We start from the raw sequence: 21585 nt of genomic DNA on the forward strand, positions 1-21585 counted from the left end.
TGGGCATAGGTGAAGACATTTCGGAGTCCGCATACATGAGAGTGGGATTTATTGGTGAATGCATGGCCGAGCTAAAAGAGCTTGATGGCCAGCTATCAGAAGGGTTTGCAGGCGATACGTATAATTCTGCAGTGTATTTAAAGCGCACGTTTAACCAACATGAAACGTTTTATATTAGTGCCGTAGGAAGCGATCCTTTAAGTGACCAAATGGTCGCGGGGGTGGAAGAAGAAAATATCAGTACACGTTTCTTAAAACGCGATACTGAAAAGCATATTGGTTTATACAGAATATACACTGATGACGAGGGTGAGCGTTCGTTTATCTACTGGCGTTCAGATTCTGCCGCAAAACGAATGATGTCTATGTTTGATGCGACTGATATCGCGTCTATGACCGCATTGAATATGGTGTTGTTCTCTGGCATTGCACTCGCTATTTTGAATGAAGATGATTTAGCACAATATTGGATGCTGCTAAGTAAGCTTAAAGCATCGGGCACAAAATTAGTCTTTGACATGAACCACCGACCGTCTCTGTGGCGTGATAATGAGGCAGCAAAAGCGCTTTATGCGAAGGCTTTTGAACTGGCGGATGTCGTCTTGCCAGGACTCGAAGATTTTAATTTTTTATATGGTTTTGAAACCATTGATGAAGTCATTAGTTACTTAGAGCAGTTTACGTTTGATGAAATTATCATAAAAAATGGTAGTGATCCCGTCACGGTTATTGCCGAGGGTAACCGGATGACTATCCCTCTCACGCCAGCTACGAAAGTGGTGGATACCACGTCTGCTGGCGATGCGTTTAATGGTGTTTACTTAGGGGCACGTTTAGCCGGCGTAGAGATAGAAGACGCTGTACAGAAAGCGTCTAAATGCGCTGCATTTGTTATTCAACATCGTGGTGCCATTGTAGAAGCGGGCACTTATCAAGATTTCGTACAAAATTTGGCTTAATAGTCAGATAACACATTGAGAGAAAAGTGATATGGATTCAGTATCGTCATTAATGGATGGGCAGGTTCTGCTGCCAATTATTCAGGTAGACAACGAACATGATGGGGTGGCTATTGCAAAGGCCATGCATGCTGCTGGACTAAAAACCGTTGAAGTTGTTTTACGTTCAGAACAATCAGCAAAAGCACTGTCTGCGATAAAGGCTGAGTTGCCTGAAATGATTGTAAGCGCGGGGACCATTGTTGACGAAGCATCGTTAAATGTGGCGCTAGAAGCTGGTGCCGATTTCATCGTGACACCAGCGGTCACCGAGAAATTACTGAGTAAACTGACCCAATGCGGTAAGCCAGTGATACCAGGCGTGTCTACCGTGGCTGATATTGTATTAGCCAGAGAGCATGGTTTTAGAGAACTTAAGCTATTTCCTGCAGCCTTATCGGGCGGTGCAGGCTTCCTCAAAGCAGTAGGCGGTCTATTCAAAGATACCAAATTTTGTCCAACTGGCGGTATATCTCAAGACAACTACCAAGACTATTTAAGCTTAAATAATGTTTTCGCTATTGGCGGCACTTGGGTCGCTAAAACTGATTGGGTGGTGAATCAGGAATGGCAAAAAATTACTGATGCCTGCGCAAAAGTAAAAGCGTAAAACAAAAATAGTACATAGAAGGGGTGTTCGCCTAGGTTATCGGTGAACACCCTTTTTTGTTTCTCATGTTGGCAGAGTTACTTTCTCAATGACCAAGCAACATTATCTGAAACGTAGCTGTGCGCCACAACGACAGTCGATGCACTCTGGCTTGGAGAGTGACTATAAATAGAGTTATCGATACGCACAGACGCGCTAGCCTGGGTTGTCAAAGGTGTAGTGCCGTTCATTGCTGCCCCGCAGGTACGTTGAATATCATTTTGGAGTAGTGGTTGCATGTTATTTCCTCTTAGGTTTTGCATTAGGGTGTTGATTAGCGCTACTCATGATACGCAGTTGAATACAGTAGATAACTGACTTAGAGGATAGGTTTAGTCTAGGTTTGATTAAAAATTAATCTGGCTTGAAGGGCGCAACAGTGGTAGTATGCGCGCCTAATAAGTTGGTACTATTTAAATTTGATAAACGCTTCAGCCGTTAGTTCTCTGTCAGTCCCTCACGCGATTCACATAGTGACCTTTACCGTTTTAAGCCTGCTACAAACTGATAGCTCTCCAGCGCCCCTAGGCTATATCTCATAGCGCATTTTATTTTTTAGGAGTCATCATATGTCATTTACTGAGTTGGGACTGTCAACCCCGCTTTTACAAGCTATTGAAAAACAGGGTTACACGTCGCCGTCTCCCATTCAGGAACAAGCAATCCCGCTAGTACTTGAAGGTAAAGACGTGTTAGCCGCTGCGCAAACTGGCACTGGCAAAACGGCAGGGTTTTCCTTGCCTATGTTACATAAACTATCATCAGGTAAGCCTGCCTCATCCAATCGAGTAAGAGCGCTAATCTTAACGCCAACCCGAGAATTAGCAGCGCAGGTGGAAGATAACGTTCGTGGATTTAATGCGTTTCTTTCGCTAAAAACGGCCGTGGTATTTGGTGGGGTAGGCATTAACCCACAAATGAAAGCACTGCGCTCTGGTGTAGATGTACTGATTGCCACACCGGGTCGTTTACTGGATTTGTTTCAGCAAAATGCGGTGAAGTTTGACCAACTTGAAATGTTAGTGCTTGATGAAGCAGACCGTATGCTGGATATGGGTTTTATCCACGATATTAAACGTATCTTAAAATTGTTACCTGCAAAACGTCAGACCTTATTGTTCTCCGCTACGTTTTCTCCAGAGATCACTACACTTGCTCACACGATTACGGTAGACGCTGTGAAGGTTTCTACCGCGCCGGCAAACACCACGGTAGACAAAATTGAGCAACGCTTAGTTACCCTTGATAAAGCAAAGAAAGCCACCGCGCTTATTTGCTTAATAAAACAAAACAACTGGAAACAAGTACTAGTGTTTAGCCGAACTAAGCATGGCGCTAACCGTATTGCCGAGAAGCTCTCAAAAGCTCGTATTCCTAGCGCGGCCATACACGGAAATAAAAGCCAAGGCGCGAGAACGAAAGCGTTATCAGGGTTTAAAAACGGTGAAATTGACGTACTTGTAGCCACGGATATTGCAGCACGTGGAATTGATATCAGTGAGCTACCTGTGGTGGTGAACTTCGATTTACCCAACACGGCAGCTGATTATGTTCACCGTATAGGCCGTACAGGGCGAGCGGGAGCAAGTGGTCAAGCGTGGTCTTTCGTGAGTGCAGATGAACTGCAGCAGTTAAAAGACATTGAAACCTTACTACAGCGTCTATTGCCTCGTGAAGTCATGGATGGGTTTGAACCTCAGGTTAACGTGCCAGACACGACATTGTCTGCACCTAAAAAGCCGAAGAAAGCCAAAAAGCCTAAACAAGGGGCTGCGTCAGCAGGAAATAATCAAGGGAATGGTCAGCCGCGTTCGTCTCGTCGTCGTCCTCATCAAAAAGCGGCAGGTAATGCTTCTTCAGGCAGAAGGCATGAAGGAAATAGGCAAGGCACATCGCGCCCGTCGGCATCATAACTTAAAGTCATGTCTTTAACTGTTATTGGCAGTGGTCACTTGTACCACATGCCAATAACTACACACCCTTCATATTAATCAGAAGTTTTGTCGCTTAAAATGCCACTAACTTCATATTGATCTTACCCGCCTCACCAAAGTCTACTGTGGACGTTGAGCCTACTAAGGTTTCGTGAACACCGGTAATCGCTCCCGAGCACACCATTGTGCCCTTCGGTAACGTGATATTACGTTTACTTGCTTGGTCTATAAGATAGGCAAATGCCGCCATTGGCCCATTTAATACATTGTTGGCAGGGGCGGAGTTAATCAGTTCATCATTGATGAAACACTTAGTTTCAATGGTCGCGATTTTTGATTGCCAATCCTCGATTGGCGCACCTACCACCATGCCGTGGTTATTGCCAAAGTCTGCAATTATCGCAGTAGGGCCGTAGTCATTTAAGTCCTTCACTGGGCTACTGGCTATTTCGACCCCGGTATAAACATGACGAATCAAATGAGATAGATCCGCAGAAGTATCTATACTGCCAGGCGTGATCTCGCGGTTAATCTCAATCATGAGTTCAGCTTCAACCGCAATAAAGCCATCGGTATAGACAGGCAGTTCTATGTACTCATTATCACCGTGAGAATGCCCAATAAAGTGTGCCACATTCTTAAAGACTGGCCCCATTATGCGCTCAGATTTCATTTGCTCACGAAGCTCTGGAATAACCATGCCGACTTTCCAGCCCACAACGTTATCGCCAGAAGCTGCAATAGAAAGATCTTGTACCGCATAGGCTTGCTCTAGTGTGGCGGGGAGTTTGCCCGGAAACTCAGGTAGCGCTTTGCCTGTTGTGCGAGCGTTAAATAGCGTGTCTGAAAGCTGACGAACTTCTTCGTCGGTTAATGTATGAAATTGCAACATGTCATGCCTCTGGGTGTCGCTAAATGTCTATGTTCAACACCTTCTCGTGGTTGAAAAGGTTATGATGGTAAGGAGGGCAAATGCGAAAGAGCAACGCCCATGGCCTTGCTCTTTCGTTAATACAAACAGGAATTAAATCCCTAGAGCTTGGCCGCCACCAATTTGAACAGTTTCTGCAGTAATAAATGACGCATCTTCACTCACTAAGAAAGAAACAACAGAGGCTACCTCTTCCGGCTGACCTAATCGACCCAACAGAATGCTGTCTTTCCATGACGCAAATACTTCTGGCTTAGTGGCTTTAATTTGCGCGTGGAATGGCGTATCGATAGTGCCTGGAGATACAGCATTCACGCGAATACCTGCAGGAGCAAGTTCTTTAGCAAGTGCACGGGTTAACGTATTAACCGCTGCTTTTGATACGCCGTAGATACCTGCACCTGGGCCACCTGCATTCCAAGCTGCATTCGATGTGTAGTTAACGATGGAGCCGCCAGTGGTTTTCTTAAGATAAGGAATGGCCGCACGAGAAACGAAGAAAGCGCTGTCTAAGTTGAGTGCCATGACCGAGCGGTAAAACTCAGTGGTCATCTCTTCCATTGGGCTTCTTCCACCTAAACCGCCCGCATTGTTAATAACCGCATCGATTTGACCGTATTTTTCGCCGATGGCTTTAACGTTTTCTGTCACCGCTTCGTCGTTAGTAACATCGAAGCCATAATATTCTGCTTCAATCCCCAGTGCTGCTAGCTCTTCTACGCGTTCCGCGCCTTTGTCATCTTCGATACCGTTTAATACAACAGTATAGCCGTCTTCACCTAGACGCTTTGCTACTTGAAATCCAATTCCGCCAGTAGCCCCTGTAACCAATGCAATTTTCTTAGACATAACTCGTTTCTCTTTGTATGTGTATGACAATGAATGTTTACCAATATTAGAGCATTAAAATATATTGGTCTACCAGATAAGGCAATAAAGTGTAAATTTTGTTCTATTATTTTTTGGTTTTTTTGTTAATTTAATCGACAGGCCAGTGTTGATACGGGTTGGTTCTAAACAAAAAGTGACGAAAAAGTACAAAAAAATGCACATGGAAGGCGCTTAAAAGCGATTTATTCGAAAAAAGCCTTTGTTAGCGTGAATGGATTAGCCCTATTGCCCTTGCACATTAAGTGAACGCGTAAAAATGTCACGGAAGCTAGCGAATGACACTGAGTTTATCGAATATGGCACCCTGAAAAAGCGTCGCGAAGATGACACCCTGTTAAAACCTCTTTATTGGTAATACCAGTTGGTGGGGGATACGAGGTGAATGACAAGAAAGAGGGTTAAAAAAGGAGTAATCTTGACCAAGGTAAGGCGATCGCGATAGCCCAAATGAAGAAAAGTACAACGCGAGTATTGCGCCAGCAAGATTGATAAAACCTAGCAGAAAGACTCATTAAAAATAGGCGATGGGATTCTACATAGTTAAAACAATACGCGCTGCATGTATATAGCAGGGTAAAAGTAAACATACCGATAAATGTAAAAATGCCAAGGTTGAATAAAAATGACTGCTGCGAGTCCATAAGGTATATCTGCACGCTAAGGGCGAATAAAAACAGTATCCACCTTAAATAAAGCCGCAAAAGAGGCGTTAGCAAAAAGCGTAGTTGGAATGAGTAAGCGAAGGACGTCGCTGGTGTTGATGATGTTAAACGCCAAACGCTGTCTAAGGTAATAAAACCGGCTAAAATAAGGCTTATCGTGATACCGCTTATTATACTAGAGGGAGTCAATGGGGCTTCAGCATATCCAATCGCGAGCAAAATGAAGACCGGGGTGCATGCAATAAGCCGATTGACACAGTACAGCGTGTAAAACTTATGCTTGCCATAACAGTCTATCCCCCAGTTGATATACTTTACTTTCACCACGGCGGAATGAAAAGACAACATGCTTTTGCTGATAGCAAGCAGTAGACTCAGCCCTAACCAGAATCGAATGTCGGTAACGGGCATGGCTAATATCCAATATCCCAATAAAGGAAAAAACAGCAATATTACTGGTGAAATTAGCATAACTGCTATGGAAATAGCGGAATATAACCCTCTGTTTTCAATGTTGTGCGCTTTAAACAAACGAGCAACTATGGCGTTATAGTGCATGATCCTGCGTCATCTATTTTAATTTTCCCTTTCACATGTGGGGCACAACGCTTTTCATGGTCAACAATGATCATGGGCCTTTGTTCCTGTGCTATTTCATCTAATGCAACGAGTACGCTTTCGTTGTCTAAGCCATTTAACGGTTCGTCGAGTAGCACCAACGGGTGACTGCTTGCTAAAGCTAAACATAAGCGTAGCTTCTGAAGCGAACCGGTTGATAGTTCTCCCACTAAGGTTGATAAATATGGCGTTAGATTGAAATGCTTAATGCGCTGTTCAAAGGCATTTTTATCAAGTTTACCTTCTTTGACATATAAGTCGGCAAGCTCACGAATCGCTAATATTTCTGGGTAAACGATACAATCAGAGGCAATAGCAGCACTTGATGCCCACGGCGGCCTTTCAATTGTGCCTTCTGAGGGCTCTTCCAAGCCGGCTAGTATCTTTAATAACGTGGTTTTTCCTACGCCATTTCTACCGCTTAATAGGAACTTCCCGTGAGGGATAGCAACTGAGAGCGGCTTTAAAGCACACTTTTTCTTATAGCTTTTTGCGAGCTGACGTAGTGTTATGGTGTCGTTCAAAAATCTGCACTCATTCGCTAACAGTAAGGTGGTAAGGCAGCGGCATGCCTCTTTGGGTTAAAAAGCACCAACAAGGTGTTATCCAAAAGAGACATGCCTATAGCGTTACTTCTTCTTGGTATTACTATTTTCTTTTATCCAAGCTTTATAGTCTTCATATCGCTGTTCGTATCTCAATACTTTGCTATTAGGATCTGCAATCACTGTGTCGAATTGGCTCACTGGCAGGCTAAACGCTGTTTGCATATCAAGCTCGGTGATTTTACCGTTTATACTCACTTCAAGTGGCATAGGAAAGGGGAGGTTGTTGTCAGTTTTCCAAGCAAATGTGACACTGTCTTTATGGCGAGTCATTGTTAATTCAGGCAGAGCCGCACTGAAAAGATACACGTCGAAAAACCAGTCTAAGTTCGATTCGCTATGTTTATTTACAATATCGATGAAATCTTGTGTATTAGCAAAAATAGGTTTGAAGTTACCAGGTTTAGGGTCGGTTCTGCCGTAGACTAGCTCGGTGACGGAACGAAAGAAGGCGTCATCGCCCATAACGCCTCGCAAGGTATGAATGACCCAAGCGCCTTTTGCATAAATATCACCCGCAGGCCCTTTTTCATAGACATCTTCTTCAGACATCAAGGTATTACTGACGATGGGGTGGGCGTTAGCTAACCCTTTGCGCTGGGCATTGAGTTTAACAAAGTAGGCCTCATTACCGTGAAGGTACTGTGCGTATAGTGGTTGCATATAGGTTCCGAAACCCTCATGCAGCCACATATGATCCCAGTTGTCATTAGTGAGTTGATTGCCAAACCACTCATGGGCAAATTCGTGTTGCATCAGCCAATCGTAACCCCCATCATCTTTTCGATATTGATTACCGTAGGCATTAATCGTTTGGTGCTCCATACCTAAATGTGGGGTTTGTACAATGCCCACTTTTTCATCCGCAAAAGGGTAAGGGCCAATCATACGTTCAAAGAAGGTTATCATTTCCGGTAGTTCGTCAAATAGCGCTTTTGCTTTATCTTCCTTCTCCGGTAAGTAGTAATAGGTAAGCGGATAAGTGTTTCCGTAAATGCTGGTAAATTGCGTAGTCATTTGCTTGTATGGTGCAATATTTAACGCAATGCCATAGGTATTGTGAACAGACTTTGTTTGCCAGTGATAGGTGCGGTTTTCACCTTCATCATGGGTGTTAATAAGTACACCGTTGGTGGCGGCAACCAAAGGTTTCGGCACCGTAATGTAAAGCTCTGTCTCATTGGGTTCGCCAAAGGGTTGGTCTATACATGGCCAAAACAGATCACAGCCTTCGCCTTGCACCGCCGTGGCTAACCAAGGTTGCCCTTCAGCGGTTTTCTCCCACATAACCCCCCCATCCCAGGGCGCGCGTATAGGTGTTCTCGGATGACCTGAATACACAACGCGTAACGTGGCCGGAAATGCGACTAATGAAGATGAAGAGACAATGAGTTCCCCGTATTTGTTGCTATAACGATCGTTGGGTAATCGCTCGCCATTTAGCCATACATCTTGCAGGGTAAATCGGGTATCTAAATCAACAGAAAACGTCGATTGTGGCTTTGATGCATTCAGTGTGAGCGTGGTATCGCCAAACAGGATTTCTTTGTCGAAATCGAATGAAAAGCGTAGCAATGCTTTGTCTACGGTGAGATGTTTTTGGTGCTCTGATATCTCGCCGCCAGTTTTTAGCGTGTAAGGCGTAGACAACTCATTCGGCTTAACCGTTTGCGCTAGGGGCGTTGTACTATCAGGTTGCGTTATCGACTTAGGTGCTGCGCAGCTAAAAAGAAATACGCTGACACAGCTTAGGGCTATTGCGCTCTTTTTCATGTGTATTTTCCGTTGTTGGTACTTGTTGTTATGTATTATTGTGTTTTGCAATACACCTTTATACAGGCATAAAGGTGTGGGTCAGAAGCGCTAAAACTAGCGCTTCTGGTGGCGCATTGTGATCAGTTGTCTAATGTTTTAAAGCGTATGGCACTTGGGTAGTCCTTGTTGTGGTAAATGGTGTGCATCGCTTTAACATAGTCAGACTCTTTCGCTTCAAAAATATTGTCTACATAGTGTTGTGGGTTAATGTCGATAAAGGGAAACATACTACTTTGAATTTGTATTTGTAGCTTGTGTCCACGTTTAAATGTATGAAGTATGTCGTACAGGTCGAAGGTGACTTTTGTGGGTTGATTGGCAACGAAAGGTTTGGGTTCGCTCATGCTTTCGCGAAATCTACCTCGAATGACACTCCAGCGAACTAACTCGTGTCGATTACCGGTTTCCTTATCCACTTTATTGGTATTGTCATCTTTACCGGGGAAAACATCGACCACTTTTACGACAATGTCAGCGGCCGTTTGTGTGGTAGAAAACCAAAGATCTAAATCAATGGCACCTGCAATGGTCATATCGTTTTCTAACACGTCGGTTTCAAAAACAAGCACATCAGGGCGTCTTGCGGCAAAGCGTTGGTCTTCAACCATATAAGGTTTATCCCAACCGCGACTGACTTTTGCTGAATGAGGAACGGGTTTGTTGGGGTCGCTGATGTATTCACTTGCCCCTTTGCTTGTGTTTTCATCGAGAAGTTGTTCATTGTTGCCAAGGTATAGCGTTTGTACATTACCCGCTTTAGGTGGCCAGGTATCGAACTTCTTCCAACGATTACTGCCGGTTTCGAACATAGTCGCAGTGGCAAGGTTAGCCTCACCTTCGCCTTTTAAATGCTGTTTGAAAAAGGGTAATAACACCTCTTTTTGGAACCAAGCACTGGTGTCAAAGCCAAAGTTTGCTTCACCCAGACTTGCGCCACCTTTTGTACTGTTCCATTGGCCATGTGACCAAGGGCCCATCACCAATTTGATGTGTGATTGACTATTTTTCTGCGACATGGTTTGGTAAGTATACAAGGGTCCATAAAGGTCTTCTGTATCGTACCATCCGCCCACGACCAAGGTGGCTGGTTTCGTCTTCGAAAGGTGTTGCAATAGATCGCGTGATTGCCAGTAGTCATCGTAGTTAGGGTGCGCAATAATTTCGTTCCAAAATGGTCGCTCGCCGTTAAAGTAATCTTCATTAACGTTCGTTAGCGGGCCTAAATCTTTGAAGAACTGATAGCCATCAGGAGTGACTTGATCCATCCCTTTCGGCCAATAAGCAAATTGCCCATCTCGCTGTTTATCGAAGGTATCGAAGAAGATAAATGCCATGGGCGTGACAAACGCGCCATTCCTATGGAAATCGTCAAAAAACCAGTCGGCAATGGGGGCTTGAGGAGAAATGGCTTTTAACGCAGGATGGCTGTTTATTGCACCTACTGACGTGTAATAGCCTGGGTATGAGGTCCCCCACATCCCTACATTACCATTATTGTTGTCTACATTTTTCACTAGCCATTCAATGCTGTCATAGGTGTCCGTCGCATCGTCTGTGGCGGAATTACCACGTTTGTATGCATCTTGAGGACGCATATTGACAAATTCGCCCTCAGACATGAACTTACCGCGAACATCTTGAAAAACAAAGATAAAACCTTCCTTCTCAAAGGCATCACTTGGCCCCAAGCGCGTTTTGTATTTATCTGCACCGTAAGGGGCAACGCGATAAGGTGTACGCTGAAACATCATGGGGTAGGTTTTGCTATCGTCGTTGGGGACATACACAGAGGTAAATAACTTCACATCGTCCCGCATAGGAATTTGGTACTCGTATTTCGTGTAGTTTGCTCTTATGTAATCAGCGCGGGGGTCGCTTTTTTTGTCGGCTGCCAGTGCACTAAAGCTGGTCACTAATACGAATATTAGCAACAGCCTATTGGTGATTGTTTTCATTATTTCCTCTCGTTTGTGTTTTTATTTTTTATTGATGACCTGGGTCAAATGAGTTGTTATTTTGTCGATAGTGCGCGTATAAAATTGGGCTTAAAACGGGAAAAGTCTTCTATCTGTGGCAGGTGGCCAAGTCCTTCCAGTTCGATAACTTGAATGCTTGGGTTTCGCGCTGTTATTTCTGCCCCTAGTTTGTCATAACGGCCTAGCTCCCGCGTAACATCGTCTCTTTTGTTGGCACGGCCTGGTGCTGTTCTATCTCGTGTACCTAGTATCAACGTGGTGGGGACGTTAAGGTGGGTAAATTCTTCAACCACAGGCTGGGTAAAAATCATATCGTAAGTTAAGGCATTAACACGTGCTAACGTGTCCCAATCCGGGCCTTCTATCCAACCTTGTAAAAATGCCGCATGCTTGGCGTATTGTTCGTTCCAATTGCCATCGTAGTAATTTTTTTGTTGATAACGTTTAATCATTTCGGGGGTTTTCTTTAGCTCACTTTGATACACATTTTCTATGTCCGTATAAGTTTCATAAAGCAGATAATTTTCGAGTCCAATAGGGTTAATCAGCACTAAGTTTTCTGTGAGTTTAGGATATAGAAGTGCAAAACGAGTGGCTAGCATACCGCCCATGGAGTGACCCACTATGATGCTGCGGTTTATCTTTAACGTGTCGAGTAAAGCGCGGGTATTATGGGCTAAGGTGGCAAAGCTGTATTGATAGTGAGTGGGTTTTGATGATTTTCCAAAACCAATTTGGTCAGGAATCAGTACCCCAAAACCTTGCTCGTGCAACATAGCAGCAGTTTGTTCCCAATACGCGCCATTAAAGTTCTTGCCATGCATGAGAGTAACGACGGGCTTACTGGCCTTGGGTGGCAAGTACATGTATGCCATTTCTAATTCTTCACCCTGAGATGAGAATGAGAAAGTATTTACGGCAAAAGGGTAGGGATATTCCGATAGGCGCTTATCCAAACCCTTCGAAGGGGCAGCCTGTACTAAAAATGGCACTATTAGCGGGAGCAAAAGGCAGATAAAGCGTAAACCAACGCTATGTTTTGAAGTACCCATCATAATCATTACCACCTAAGTTCTGCTTTGTATCATGGTTATTTTGTATAACAAATGCAGCGTAAAAGGGGGGAAAACAAGACAGGGTGAAGGAATAGAAAGACGGTTGGCACATATCGTTAAGGTACAAAGGGTTCTTTTGTACCTTAACGTTGCCCTATGGCCGAGGTTGCTAGAGTATTTTTGCCGTTGAATTAAAACGCAATATACCAAATAGGGGCGGGTTGTCAGTGGACTCACAATATTGTACGAAGTCCACAGCGAGCTTGGTAAGCTGCCCATCACTAAACGCAATTTCACTGATAGTGAAGCTGCCATATAGGTTATTACAACCTCTGTGGTTTCCAGAAAAATCAAGACCTGGCACTAATGCAGCTTGGAAAGGCCAGCGAGTAGCATCGTTATAGGTGCCCACCTCAAGCTCACTTCCTTCAGGTGCTTCTAAATTTAGCGACCAATAATCACTGAAAAAAGAAGAATCTACTCTGGCTTCTATCTCTTGCGTTGAGTAGGTTTGCACAGAGAAAACGCTGTCTGTGTCATCCATAATAACGGATTGTCCAGCGCCAATGTAGTCACCTTCTTCGCTCTTAAATGCAAGATAGCTGCCTGTGTCAGGTACGATTAGCAATGTTTTGGTGGCGAAAGCAATCAATCCATTATCGCTGATTGCTTCTGCCATGACCGTTACCTCATTCACATCGGAAGGTATTGCAGAAATATCTACATAAATTTCGCTTCCACCATCATCGGAAAAGGTCACCCCATAATCCGTGATTTCACTCCATTGAACTGACACAGTCTCCCCGCCGTTGGCGAAGTTACTAAATACCGACAAGCTGGGTTGGCTATCTCTACTGTAAAAGTTATCTGAGGTTTCTATTTCGGCTATGGCTGCAGTAGATGCAGTTAAGGTCACCGAATCGGTAGAAATAGACTGTCCAAGTGCATCGAACACTTCAAAACCGTAAAGTGTGTATTCTACTCCTGGCGTGAGTGGGCTAGTAGGTGTCAATATCACCTTGGCACCCACGACGTCAGCGGTTACCTCTACATCGGGGTTGTTTGACCACACCGAATATAACTTGGTTGTTTGCGTACCGATTGACGCGATGGGGCGAGAGAACTGAAATTCTAGGCTCTCTAAAATCGGGTAGTTGTTAATTGTATGGGGCCCAGTGTTAATGCCTAAGTAATGAAAGTTATCCGCGCGATGATGTGTAGCGTAGCCGAAATAACCTACTTCGGTGCTGGCACTCCACATCGCTCCATCTACTGAAAAACTCCAATCCATTGCGCCAGTGTCACCAGCAAACTCAAAGTTGTACATATCTGAATCTGTCACAAAGTTTGTCGTGATTACAAGATCGCTGGACACATCTGAAGAAAGCGTAACTTTGCCCTCATGAGGGTATTCCGAAAAATACCCTACTATTGGTTCATCTACCGAAAAGGCAAAGGCATCAAAAACATTTGATTCGAGAAATTGTCCATGTCCATCAAGGCTGTACTTAGCCGTCAACCAGTCTCTTGTATGTGTGAGTTGAAAATCATCAAGGAGAATTTCAAAACCATCAGGTTGGGATATGCTAAAAGGATCGGATATAGACAGCGTGAAGCTGTCCAGTGGGAGTGTGCTTATACTTTGCACGGTGAAATCTCCCGATATAAAAAGACGGCCATCGTTAACAATCGTTTCTAATTGATTAAAGCTGGCATCGTACGTCATCGCCCCCTGGTTGATATCAACACTGGTGATTTCAGCGGTAATATCTCCAGACAGGTCTCCCCCAATCTCTTTGTGAAAACAGTCATTGAATGAAAAAGTAACGACATCGCCCGAGGTGAATGTAGTACTGCCTGAACTATAAGTCGCAGTGGAAATACCGCCATTTTCACAAATGTTACTTATTTCAGTTGCATTGCCTCTGGGCTGTTTAAGCATATTGTTGGTGATATTACCCAGTTGGATCATGCTGTCCATGGTGTCTAGACCCGCTACGGTGTAGTCCACGGGACTTAAAGAAAAGTCGGCACCAGTTGGTTCTGGAGTGCTAGGCGTCGTTGGAGTGGAAGAGCCACCTCCTGAAGAGGATGAACTACCACCGCCTCCACAAGCACTGAGGGTTAAGGCGAAAGCAAGGCAGATATAAGGGGATTTTTTTAACATGTTGAAATCCGTTTCTGTGATTATTTTTATTTGAATGGCCATTATGCCTCTACAAAAATGGAACGCATAATTAAACTTTCGTTTAAATGTAACAAAAGGTACGGGTACTTCAGTGGCTATTATCGTCGTACCTTCCCCAGTTGAAAGCCTTATTGTGCCTTGCCTTAAGAGAGATTGTCGTGCTCGCCATTGAGACGAGTATTGCGTACCCGCGCAACGCAATTTACACCCGATTTTTTTTGGTTTAGTTTGAGCATGTGCCTTTTGTTGGGGTGTATGCTCTCTAATTTCCGTGTTCATAAAATGTAAATTTTTATCAATTTGAAAATGATTTTTTTCGGTTTCCCTTCTCATATTTCATCTTTACACAAAATTTTAATACAATTTTTACTGCAAGTAACTATCTGAATTTTAATATTAATTATCTTGTGTGGGTGAAAATGATAATTAATTGTTAAAAAAATTGTTGACGATAAAATAATAAAATGGTCATATGCCCTAATGTTGAGCAGGTGTAAATGAGTGAAAGCCTGTTTGTTGAATGTGACACTCTAAGAGTGTCATGTTCCATTTCATATTCAGTTTTGCGGAATAAAAATTAAAAATTAGTCTTGAGAGGGTTCACAATGCTAGACATCAACCAGCGTCATCTTTCTACAACTTGTTCTACCAAAACGGCCAGCAAATTAAGCGCGCTCGCTGCTGCAATTATTGCAGTGACGACGCCAGCGCTTTCAATGGCGCAAGAGTTAAGTGAAGAGAAGCCTATGTATGTGCCGCCTAGTGAACCCAATGAGTTCCTTGATGGCCGAGTACAGGTAAACTTTTTGGCCATGCAAAATTACCAGGCTATTCAGGCCAAAGACGGCGCGTTCCGCCCAGAAGATGAAATGCAATCCGACGGTTTCGGTCGTTTACGCGTTAACTTGATGTTTAAATTCAAAATTACTGAAAACATTACGGCAGACATCGATATCGCAGAAGAACCTAATGATTTTGGTAACAATGGTGATCGAGATTTCTCCTTTCACCAAGATTTCGCCGGTATTGAATTCGATATGTTTGGGCTCACGGGGTATGAGAAAGAAAATGCCAGTTTAATTTTACGTGCAGGGAATATTGGCGCGTCACCGTTTCAATTTAAAGGTTTCCAAGATGGTGCAGACAACCAAGGAAATGCGTTAATTGGTAATGGTATCACTGACTATGCAACGGCAGAAAACGGCATTCAATTAAGTTATACAGAAACCTTTGACGGCGGCATACTTCGCGCCTACAACGTCGCCGGTCACATGACAACGTCTAGCTTTGGCGAAGCGTTCCAAGAAGATAGAGGCTACAACTACCGTATTCAGGGCACGTTGGAGTTTCAAGGTGGTTTCAAAGCGGGCTTAAACATCTTCCAAGCCAACCAAGGCGACCAACTGGTGTTTGAAAACGGCCTCGCAAGCTTAGATGGCGTCACCACCACGAACTATCGCTTTGGTGATGGTGAAAACTATAACTTCTCGGCTTCAGCTTCCAGTGAACGGGATACACACGTAGGTGCATTGCCTGGGTTGAATCAATCTATTATGCAATTAAACCTTGCATACCAGCCTTCAGACCAAACCAGCGTTATCCTCATGCTAGGTAAAGCCAGTGACGATTATACCTTTGCAGATACCGAAGGTAATGCCGTCGCCGGTATTACCTATTTTGGGACCGACGGCGTGCTAGATCCTACTGGCACCACATTTGATTCTAATCAAGTGATTGAAGCCGATTCCTCTGTTGATTATTGGGTTATTGAAGCACAGCAGTATGTTATTCCTGAAAAACTCTATGTCGCAGCGCGCTATGCTGAAGCTGAAAATACCTCTGATCTTATCGAGCAAAGCGACAACGAAGTAACCCGGCTTCAAGTTTCGGCAGGGTATTGGATCAACGACAGAACACTTTGGAAAGTAGAATATGTTGATCAGGAAGAAGGGACAAACTCTGGCGGCCAAATAGGCGCCGGCTTTGACGGCATCACGTCAGAAATATCAGTGAAATTCTAACACGGTAGCGTGTGTAGCATTGCCCGTATGAGCGCGACAGTTCAGCCTACTCATGCGGGTAAACCAACCAAAACCTAATAGTCATAAACGACGCAAACCTCTATCCCTGTTATCGGTGGTGAATGAACAATATCATGTAGGGGGGAAATATTGCTCTTCTCACGTCAATGTCTAATGCATTTGGCACCATAGGGTTTGATGAAAACTGGATACCACAGTTCAATTCACACGCGTTTAGACACCACCCTGATTTATGTCACTCACGATAGGGTGGAAGCGATGACCATGGCCGATAGAATTGCGGTATTCAATGGTGGTATCATTGAATAAGTATGCACCCCTCTTGAGTTATACCAAAAGCCAGTAAACCGATTTGCAGCAGGGTCTATTGGTTCTCCCAAAATGAACTTCATTGATGTTCGGCCTAATTGAAGGCATTCAGGTGTAAGTGCATCGGTGAGTTTGCTGTAGGCAGTGTTCAAGTTGTTTGTGACCGGCTTGGGCGTTGCCCAATGGCTAGATATTGATAGATAGAGTAGCGAGAAATAAACATGGAAAGCACCATACATAAACCAGATTTTAATCATATTGAACTGGTTATTTTTGATTGCGACGGGGTGCTTATCGACAGTGAAATATTGTGCAAAAAAGTGCTTGTCTCAATGCTAGCTGACTTAGGTGTGGTGATAACTGGTGAATATTTCGATAAGCACTTTTTGGGAAAAAGCTTCCCGTCTGCCAGGCAGCAAATTGTCACTGATTTTAATGTCTACTTAGCGGATGATTTTCGAGATGAGTATCTTGCTGCATTACTGGTGGTATTCGCCGAGGAATTAAAGCCAACGGATGGGCTTGAGCAAGTGTTAAATTCACTGAATGTAAAACGATGTATTGCAACCAGCAGTAGTCCATCTCGAGTCAGCTTCTCTCTGGAAACTACAGGTTTGTCAGCACTCTTCGAGGGAATGATCACCACCAGTGAAGAAGTGGAAAACGGCAAACCTGCGCCAGACATATTTTTACTCGCAGCCGAAAAAATGGGGGTATTGCCTGAGAAATGTTTGGTCATTGAGGATTCTATGGCTGGCATAGAGGGCGCATTAGCTGCGAACATGCAGGTCATCAGGTATACGGGGGCCAGTCACTTAGCTGAAACAGTATATGATGAAGGTGGTGGTTTTCGTGTTATCTCACACTGGAAAGATTTGTCTTTGTTGGCACCTCAGCTATTTGAAAAATAGCATCAAAAGCAATCCTGCAATACATCGATTATGTATTTTTCTGTTCATATTTATACAGTAGAGTAGAGGTGAAAAATGCGACCCTACACACAAATAAAATGGACAGAAATCTTATGCAAATTAATCCACTAAGAGGTTCGAAGTTCGCCCTGACAAAACGGAACTTAGGGTGGCGTAGTGCTATTCTATTATTAGCCACCTTAACTTATTCAACCTTGAGTGTTGCCGAAAACCGCATCGATACCCAGCGACCTGACGCGCCAGAGCTTGCCGCTTATGGTACATATGATATTGGGGTAAAAACGCTGCATCTTGTTAACCCAAAGCAAATAGATATGCTGCAATTAGATGCATCTAAACCCAAACCATCATCACTGCCCACTTACGATAGACCGTTAACCATAGAAGTGTGGTACCCCGCCAGCGAAAATGCCAAAGGTGAAACGGAATTGAAGGCGTTTATTCGCGATGGCAAAACACAAGTGGCGCTTCATGGAAAGGCGATGCGAGACGCTTCACCTATAGAGGCTGATACGCCGTTTCCTTTAGTACTGGTATCTCATGGTTATCCAGGCAACCGATTCTTATTATCACATTTAGCAGAAAACATTGCCTCTAAGGGCTACGTAGTTGTGTCTATTGATCACACTGATTCTACCTATAGGACCCAAGCCGCTTTTGCGTCTACCTTAGTAAACCGGCCGGTAGATCAGCAATTTGTGTTAGACAAAGTTGCTGCACTGTCAAATGACGCTGATTCGTTTTTGTACAAATTGGTTAATGCAGATAATACAGCGCTAATTGGTTATTCCATGGGGGGGTATGGCGCGTTAATTACCGCTGGAGCGAGTGTGACTGAAATGGCGGTTAACAGCCCTCAGAGCGCACCTTTTGCTACGTTGAAGCGTCATCAAGCTGGCTATCATGCACCAGTAGATAGCCGCCTTAAAACGGTGATCGCCTTTGCGCCGTGGGGAATGAACTATTATATGTTTAGCCCCGAAACCCTCTCTACTGTATCTGTCCCCATGATGCTGGTGGCGGGTTCTCAGGACGATGTGTCTGGTTATGAAAATGGCGTACGCGCTATATGGCAAGGAATGCAGAATACCGAGCGAGCTTTACTGACTTACGAGAATGCAAATCACAATGCGGGGGCAGTAATGCCGGCACCAGAGGAATCATTCTATTTTAATGACGCGCTTGGGTTTAACGTAAGTGGTCATTACATAGATGCTGTATGGGATAACGTGAGAATGAATAATATCGCTCAGCACTTTGTGACCGCATGGTTAGGTAAATACCTGAAAGAAGACACAAGCATGCAAGACTATTTAAACCTAGTTCCTCACGCGAATGAAGGGGTATGGGCTATGGATGAAAAGGGCATGGCTAAAGACAGCCACACTTACTGGAAAGGGTTTCAAAAGCGCACGGCGAAAGGGCTGAGTTTTGAGTACTTAGCCCCATATTTCCTTTCACACGCTATTACACCGTGAGAGATAGGTTTATATCCTCGTGAACCTTCTACTGATAAAAGTAAGGCCCTGTCCAGCGGTAGGTCTCTCCGTCTATTGTAACTGCATGCTCAGCGGTGTCACTGTTGTCGCTATTGGCAATAACAAATAGCTGGGTTTTACCTTTTACATCGACAATAGACACGCCCGTATACTTAGCACTATTGAGTACTAATTCCAGCTTAGCAATACTGCTTTTAGAGTTTTTTGACGATTCGCTGACTGGGCTGTAAGACCCATGAGGCTCTACCACTGAAACAAACACGGTATCTTTTGTGTTTTCTCTACGCAGCATAATGCCAGCTTCACGACGAAGGTTAAATTCAGGGTCGTTCGCGCCAATGCGTGTTAAATAAATATCGTCTTGTGCATCGGTAAGCATGGTCAAGGTATAATACTTACCTGCGCCTAACCATGAAAATTTAGTATTGCCTTCTACTGCGCTACCTTTGCCTTCAACATAGAGATGTTGATAACCGTTTTCTTCGCCTAGCGGATGTAAACTGGTCGGTGATTGGTAGTCGAAATTGTTATCAATCACTTGTCCCAAATAGTAAAATGGAAGGTCGTACTGATTTTCGCTGTCTGATGTCACTCGCATAATGTCTAAAAGGTACGGCTTCTCAAAGCTCTCCTCTTTGATAACCGCCATGGTGCGGTGCATAAAAGTACCAGGGTAGGCATTCTCTTCTGTTGCACTCACCACTTTCACATTACCTTTGTTCGCGTCGAAGGTGAATAATTCTGAGTGATGTTGACTTGCTACATCATAAACGCCACCAAAATGCTTTTGCTGATTGATAGATAATGTATTGTGAGCAATTGTGGTTTTTGCCCAGGTGGTATTTTCTTTTAAGTAGTTACCGCCGCCTTTTTGCTCGATATTGACAAACCGGGCAAGACCATAATCTTGCAGAACTTCCTCACCTTTTTCATACAGTGAGAAGGACAGTTTATCGTAATGCCCGTGGCTTAACCCCTGCGCGGCGTATTTAAACACTAAGGTTAAATCTTCATTTCCATGACGTAAAACGCCAATGCCGCCTTGTTTACCGTTAATACCGTCGCTTAAATTCACAGAACCCTTTAGGTATGGTTTGGCTTTTCCATCACGAACACCTATCGCTGCGGCTAATCCCGACTCTTGAAGCAGTACTTGCCCTTGCTTTTCCACAATACTCAGAAGTTGAGGGTCTTTGTTGCCATAGAAATAAGCTAAGTCTACCGCTGTGACTAACGATGCACTGTAGTAAGACATGCCTTTTTGTCCATCGTTTAATGGAAAGAATTCGCCGTCAGCATCAGATAGATTCAATAACGCATCTACACCTTTAAGCAATACATTGTCTTTGTGTTGAAGAACCTTTAAGTCGGGGCGGTTGTTTTCCATAGCCAGTGCAAAAATAAGAAAAGGGTACATGGCATAGCGCTGATAATAAGGGCCTTCGGTATAGTAGCCATCAGGCGAGAAAGGTTCTTCTAAGTTGGCGAAAAAGCCTTTGCGCTGACCTTCTACTTTGATGGTGCCACCGTCATTATCTTTGCCGCCCACCTCTAAACCGTCATCATCAATACCGTATAATGCGCGCTGAATGAGTTCTTCATCGTTCATCACTAGGCCAATCATACCAACGGCAGCAATACCCCAAGTACTATGGTTGTGTACACGGTTAAAAAATTGTGGGTTCTCGATTGAGATAAAGTCGGCAAAGGGGCGAAATAGATTGGTCTCTAATGTCTGGCGCTCATCTTTCGAAAGGTAGTTGTATATGGCGTCATAAGCTTGGCTCATGTATACCAGCCAATTACTGTCGTTTAAGCATTGCCAGAAAAGCTTTCCCCGAGCGTAAGATCGCTCTTGCGGGTGGAGAGGAAGGTCTTTGTACATGGCCTCATATTGAAACAACATATCGCGAATATATTTGGCGTACTTTTCGTCGCCTAAAATCTGATACAGCCCCCCGGCTTTTTGTGCGATAAAGAAATTCTGTTTATGGCGCTGATGGGTATAGCCCCCTGAAAAATCTTTAGGAATGGGCGTATCGATACCCATGGCTATTTCTGCGTCCACTTGTTGTTTTACTGACGCAAGGCTTTTATCGAACAAGGGAACCTGCCCCACATTTTCTCGCATTCTCTCAACGCCAGATTCAGTAAGAATAAGGTTTGGGTGCTCGCTCGCTTGAAGGGTTAGGGGAGATAAACTCATCCCAATGGTGAGTAGGCTAAACGTTAATTTCTTTAAATTCATTTTTGTAAGTTCCTTATTAACCAGCCGCACTTCAAGACATTATTAACAAGGGTAGGGACTTGTTAATAAAAGTGCATCGATTTGTAACGACTACAATAACAGATTGTTTTGACCAATGTGGATGAAAATTTTGCCCAAAAGCCTAAAATTTTAGTTAATTGGTTAGTCCAATTTATTCTTATTGGTAAGTTTTTGGTCTTGTGAGGTAAGCACTCAAGACACAGAAAAAATTA

General features: G+C 43.9%; 16 protein-coding genes and 1 pseudogene. 7 read left to right on the plus strand and 10 right to left on the minus strand.

The features are described 5' to 3' along the window. Positions 1 to 35: 35 nt before the first annotated feature. The gene (locus IUA53_RS03565) at positions 36 to 959 is read left to right on the plus strand and encodes a sugar kinase (protein ID WP_044449759.1); all 924 of its coding nucleotides are present in this window, start codon (positions 36 to 38) and stop codon (positions 957 to 959) included. A gap of 31 nt (positions 960 to 990) precedes the next feature. After that, positions 991 to 1608, plus strand: a complete 618-nt coding sequence (gene eda, locus IUA53_RS03570; RefSeq protein WP_044058056.1) for a bifunctional 4-hydroxy-2-oxoglutarate aldolase/2-dehydro-3-deoxy-phosphogluconate aldolase — start codon at positions 991 to 993, stop codon at positions 1606 to 1608. Positions 1609 to 1685: 77 nt separating this feature from the next. Here eda and IUA53_RS03575 read toward each other — a convergent pair whose 3' ends face one another. After that, the gene (locus tag IUA53_RS03575; RefSeq protein WP_156141796.1) at positions 1686 to 1886 is read right to left on the minus strand and encodes a hypothetical protein; all 201 of its coding nucleotides are present in this window, start codon (positions 1884 to 1886) and stop codon (positions 1686 to 1688) included. 330 nt (positions 1887 to 2216) lie between these two features. Between IUA53_RS03575 and IUA53_RS03580 the strand changes: the two genes are divergently transcribed. Then, the gene (locus tag IUA53_RS03580) at positions 2217 to 3560 is read left to right on the plus strand and encodes a DEAD/DEAH box helicase (protein ID WP_044448593.1); all 1344 of its coding nucleotides are present in this window, start codon (positions 2217 to 2219) and stop codon (positions 3558 to 3560) included. A gap of 94 nt (positions 3561 to 3654) precedes the next feature. Here the strand turns inward: IUA53_RS03580 and IUA53_RS03585 are convergent, their stop codons facing one another. The 8 genes from IUA53_RS03585 to IUA53_RS03620 all read right to left on the minus strand — a co-directional run bounded on the left by IUA53_RS03585 (position 3655) and on the right by IUA53_RS03620 (position 14301). Next, positions 3655 to 4473, minus strand: a complete 819-nt coding sequence (locus IUA53_RS03585) for a 2-keto-4-pentenoate hydratase (protein ID WP_052806719.1) — start codon at positions 4471 to 4473, stop codon at positions 3655 to 3657. Between the two features lie 132 nt (positions 4474 to 4605). Beyond that, the gene (locus tag IUA53_RS03590; RefSeq protein WP_044058054.1) at positions 4606 to 5361 is read right to left on the minus strand and encodes an SDR family NAD(P)-dependent oxidoreductase; all 756 of its coding nucleotides are present in this window, start codon (positions 5359 to 5361) and stop codon (positions 4606 to 4608) included. Positions 5362 to 5801: 440 nt separating this feature from the next. Beyond that, positions 5802 to 6623 carry a hypothetical protein gene (locus tag IUA53_RS03595; RefSeq protein WP_044448591.1) on the minus strand — a complete coding sequence of 274 codons (822 nt, stop codon included), beginning with the start codon at positions 6621 to 6623 and terminating at the stop codon, positions 5802 to 5804. Further along, positions 6605 to 7207 (minus strand): ATP-binding cassette domain-containing protein, encoded by a 603-nt coding sequence (locus IUA53_RS03600; protein WP_044058051.1) that lies wholly within the window; start codon positions 7205 to 7207, stop codon positions 6605 to 6607. The genes IUA53_RS03595 and IUA53_RS03600 overlap by 19 nt, the downstream gene beginning before the upstream one ends. A 105-nt stretch (positions 7208 to 7312) precedes the next feature. Then, positions 7313 to 9061 (minus strand): M1 family metallopeptidase, encoded by a 1749-nt coding sequence (locus tag IUA53_RS03605; protein ID WP_044448590.1) that lies wholly within the window; start codon positions 9059 to 9061, stop codon positions 7313 to 7315. Between the two features lie 122 nt (positions 9062 to 9183). Then, positions 9184 to 11058 carry a CocE/NonD family hydrolase gene (locus IUA53_RS03610; protein ID WP_052806718.1) on the minus strand — a complete coding sequence of 625 codons (1875 nt, stop codon included), beginning with the start codon at positions 11056 to 11058 and terminating at the stop codon, positions 9184 to 9186. 56 nt (positions 11059 to 11114) lie between these two features. Next, positions 11115 to 12134 carry an alpha/beta fold hydrolase gene (locus IUA53_RS03615; protein ID WP_082052933.1) on the minus strand — a complete coding sequence of 340 codons (1020 nt, stop codon included), beginning with the start codon at positions 12132 to 12134 and terminating at the stop codon, positions 11115 to 11117. Between the two features lie 169 nt (positions 12135 to 12303). Beyond that, positions 12304 to 14301, minus strand: a complete 1998-nt coding sequence (locus tag IUA53_RS03620; protein ID WP_196898408.1) for a hypothetical protein — start codon at positions 14299 to 14301, stop codon at positions 12304 to 12306. Positions 14302 to 15068: 767 nt separating this feature from the next. On the opposite strand from IUA53_RS03620, the gene IUA53_RS03625 reads away from it, so the two are divergent. The 4 genes and pseudogenes from IUA53_RS03625 to IUA53_RS03640 all read left to right on the plus strand — a co-directional run bounded on the left by IUA53_RS03625 (position 15069) and on the right by IUA53_RS03640 (position 19083). Then, positions 15069 to 16343, plus strand: coding sequence for a hypothetical protein (locus tag IUA53_RS03625; RefSeq protein ID WP_082052990.1), 1275 nt, complete (start codon positions 15069 to 15071; stop codon positions 16341 to 16343). A 231-nt stretch (positions 16344 to 16574) separates the two neighbouring features. Continuing rightward, a pseudogene (locus tag IUA53_RS20345) lies at positions 16575 to 16772 on the plus strand (sugar ABC transporter ATP-binding protein); the annotation flags it as partial. Between the two features lie 122 nt (positions 16773 to 16894). Beyond that, a complete protein-coding gene (locus tag IUA53_RS03635; protein ID WP_044448584.1) occupies positions 16895 to 17584 on the plus strand; it encodes an HAD family hydrolase in 690 nt (229 codons plus the stop codon). Between the two features lie 113 nt (positions 17585 to 17697). Then, positions 17698 to 19083 (plus strand): alpha/beta hydrolase family protein, encoded by a 1386-nt coding sequence (locus IUA53_RS03640; RefSeq protein ID WP_082052932.1) that lies wholly within the window; start codon positions 17698 to 17700, stop codon positions 19081 to 19083. Positions 19084 to 19111: 28 nt separating this feature from the next. Here the strand turns inward: IUA53_RS03640 and IUA53_RS03645 are convergent, their stop codons facing one another. Beyond that, positions 19112 to 21352, minus strand: coding sequence for a heparinase II/III domain-containing protein (locus IUA53_RS03645; protein ID WP_196898410.1), 2241 nt, complete (start codon positions 21350 to 21352; stop codon positions 19112 to 19114). Between the last annotated feature and the right edge of the window lie 233 nt (positions 21353 to 21585).

Origin of the sequence: Alteromonas sp. B31-7 (assembly GCF_015767655.1) — a bacterium.
GTDB lineage: Bacteria > Pseudomonadota > Gammaproteobacteria > Enterobacterales > Alteromonadaceae > Alteromonas > Alteromonas australica.

What these genes read in the sequence shown, in the direction of transcription:
- IUA53_RS03565 (WP_044449759.1), top strand. Translation starts at nt 36, where the DNA reads ATGAGAGTGGGATTTATTGGTGAATGCATGGCCGAGCTAAAAGAGCTT.
- eda (WP_044058056.1), top strand. Translation starts at nt 991, where the DNA reads ATGGATTCAGTATCGTCATTAATGGATGGGCAGGTTCTGCTGCCAATT.
- IUA53_RS03575 (WP_156141796.1), bottom strand. Translation starts at nt 1,886, where the DNA reads ATGCAACCACTACTCCAAAATGATATTCAACGTACCTGCGGGGCAGCA.
- IUA53_RS03580 (WP_044448593.1), top strand. Translation starts at nt 2,217, where the DNA reads ATGTCATTTACTGAGTTGGGACTGTCAACCCCGCTTTTACAAGCTATT.
- IUA53_RS03585 (WP_052806719.1), bottom strand. Translation starts at nt 4,473, where the DNA reads ATGTTGCAATTTCATACATTAACCGACGAAGAAGTTCGTCAGCTTTCA.
- IUA53_RS03590 (WP_044058054.1), bottom strand. Translation starts at nt 5,361, where the DNA reads ATGTCTAAGAAAATTGCATTGGTTACAGGGGCTACTGGCGGAATTGGA.
- IUA53_RS03595 (WP_044448591.1), bottom strand. Translation starts at nt 6,623, where the DNA reads ATGCACTATAACGCCATAGTTGCTCGTTTGTTTAAAGCGCACAACATT.
- IUA53_RS03605 (WP_044448590.1), bottom strand. Translation starts at nt 9,061, where the DNA reads ATGAAAAAGAGCGCAATAGCCCTAAGCTGTGTCAGCGTATTTCTTTTT.
- IUA53_RS03610 (WP_052806718.1), bottom strand. Translation starts at nt 11,058, where the DNA reads ATGAAAACAATCACCAATAGGCTGTTGCTAATATTCGTATTAGTGACC.
- IUA53_RS03615 (WP_082052933.1), bottom strand. Translation starts at nt 12,134, where the DNA reads ATGATGGGTACTTCAAAACATAGCGTTGGTTTACGCTTTATCTGCCTT.
- IUA53_RS03620 (WP_196898408.1), bottom strand. Translation starts at nt 14,301, where the DNA reads ATGTTAAAAAAATCCCCTTATATCTGCCTTGCTTTCGCCTTAACCCTC.
- IUA53_RS03625 (WP_082052990.1), top strand. Translation starts at nt 15,069, where the DNA reads ATGTATGTGCCGCCTAGTGAACCCAATGAGTTCCTTGATGGCCGAGTA.
- IUA53_RS03635 (WP_044448584.1), top strand. Translation starts at nt 16,895, where the DNA reads ATGGAAAGCACCATACATAAACCAGATTTTAATCATATTGAACTGGTT.
- IUA53_RS03640 (WP_082052932.1), top strand. Translation starts at nt 17,698, where the DNA reads ATGCAAATTAATCCACTAAGAGGTTCGAAGTTCGCCCTGACAAAACGG.
- IUA53_RS03645 (WP_196898410.1), bottom strand. Translation starts at nt 21,352, where the DNA reads ATGAATTTAAAGAAATTAACGTTTAGCCTACTCACCATTGGGATGAGT.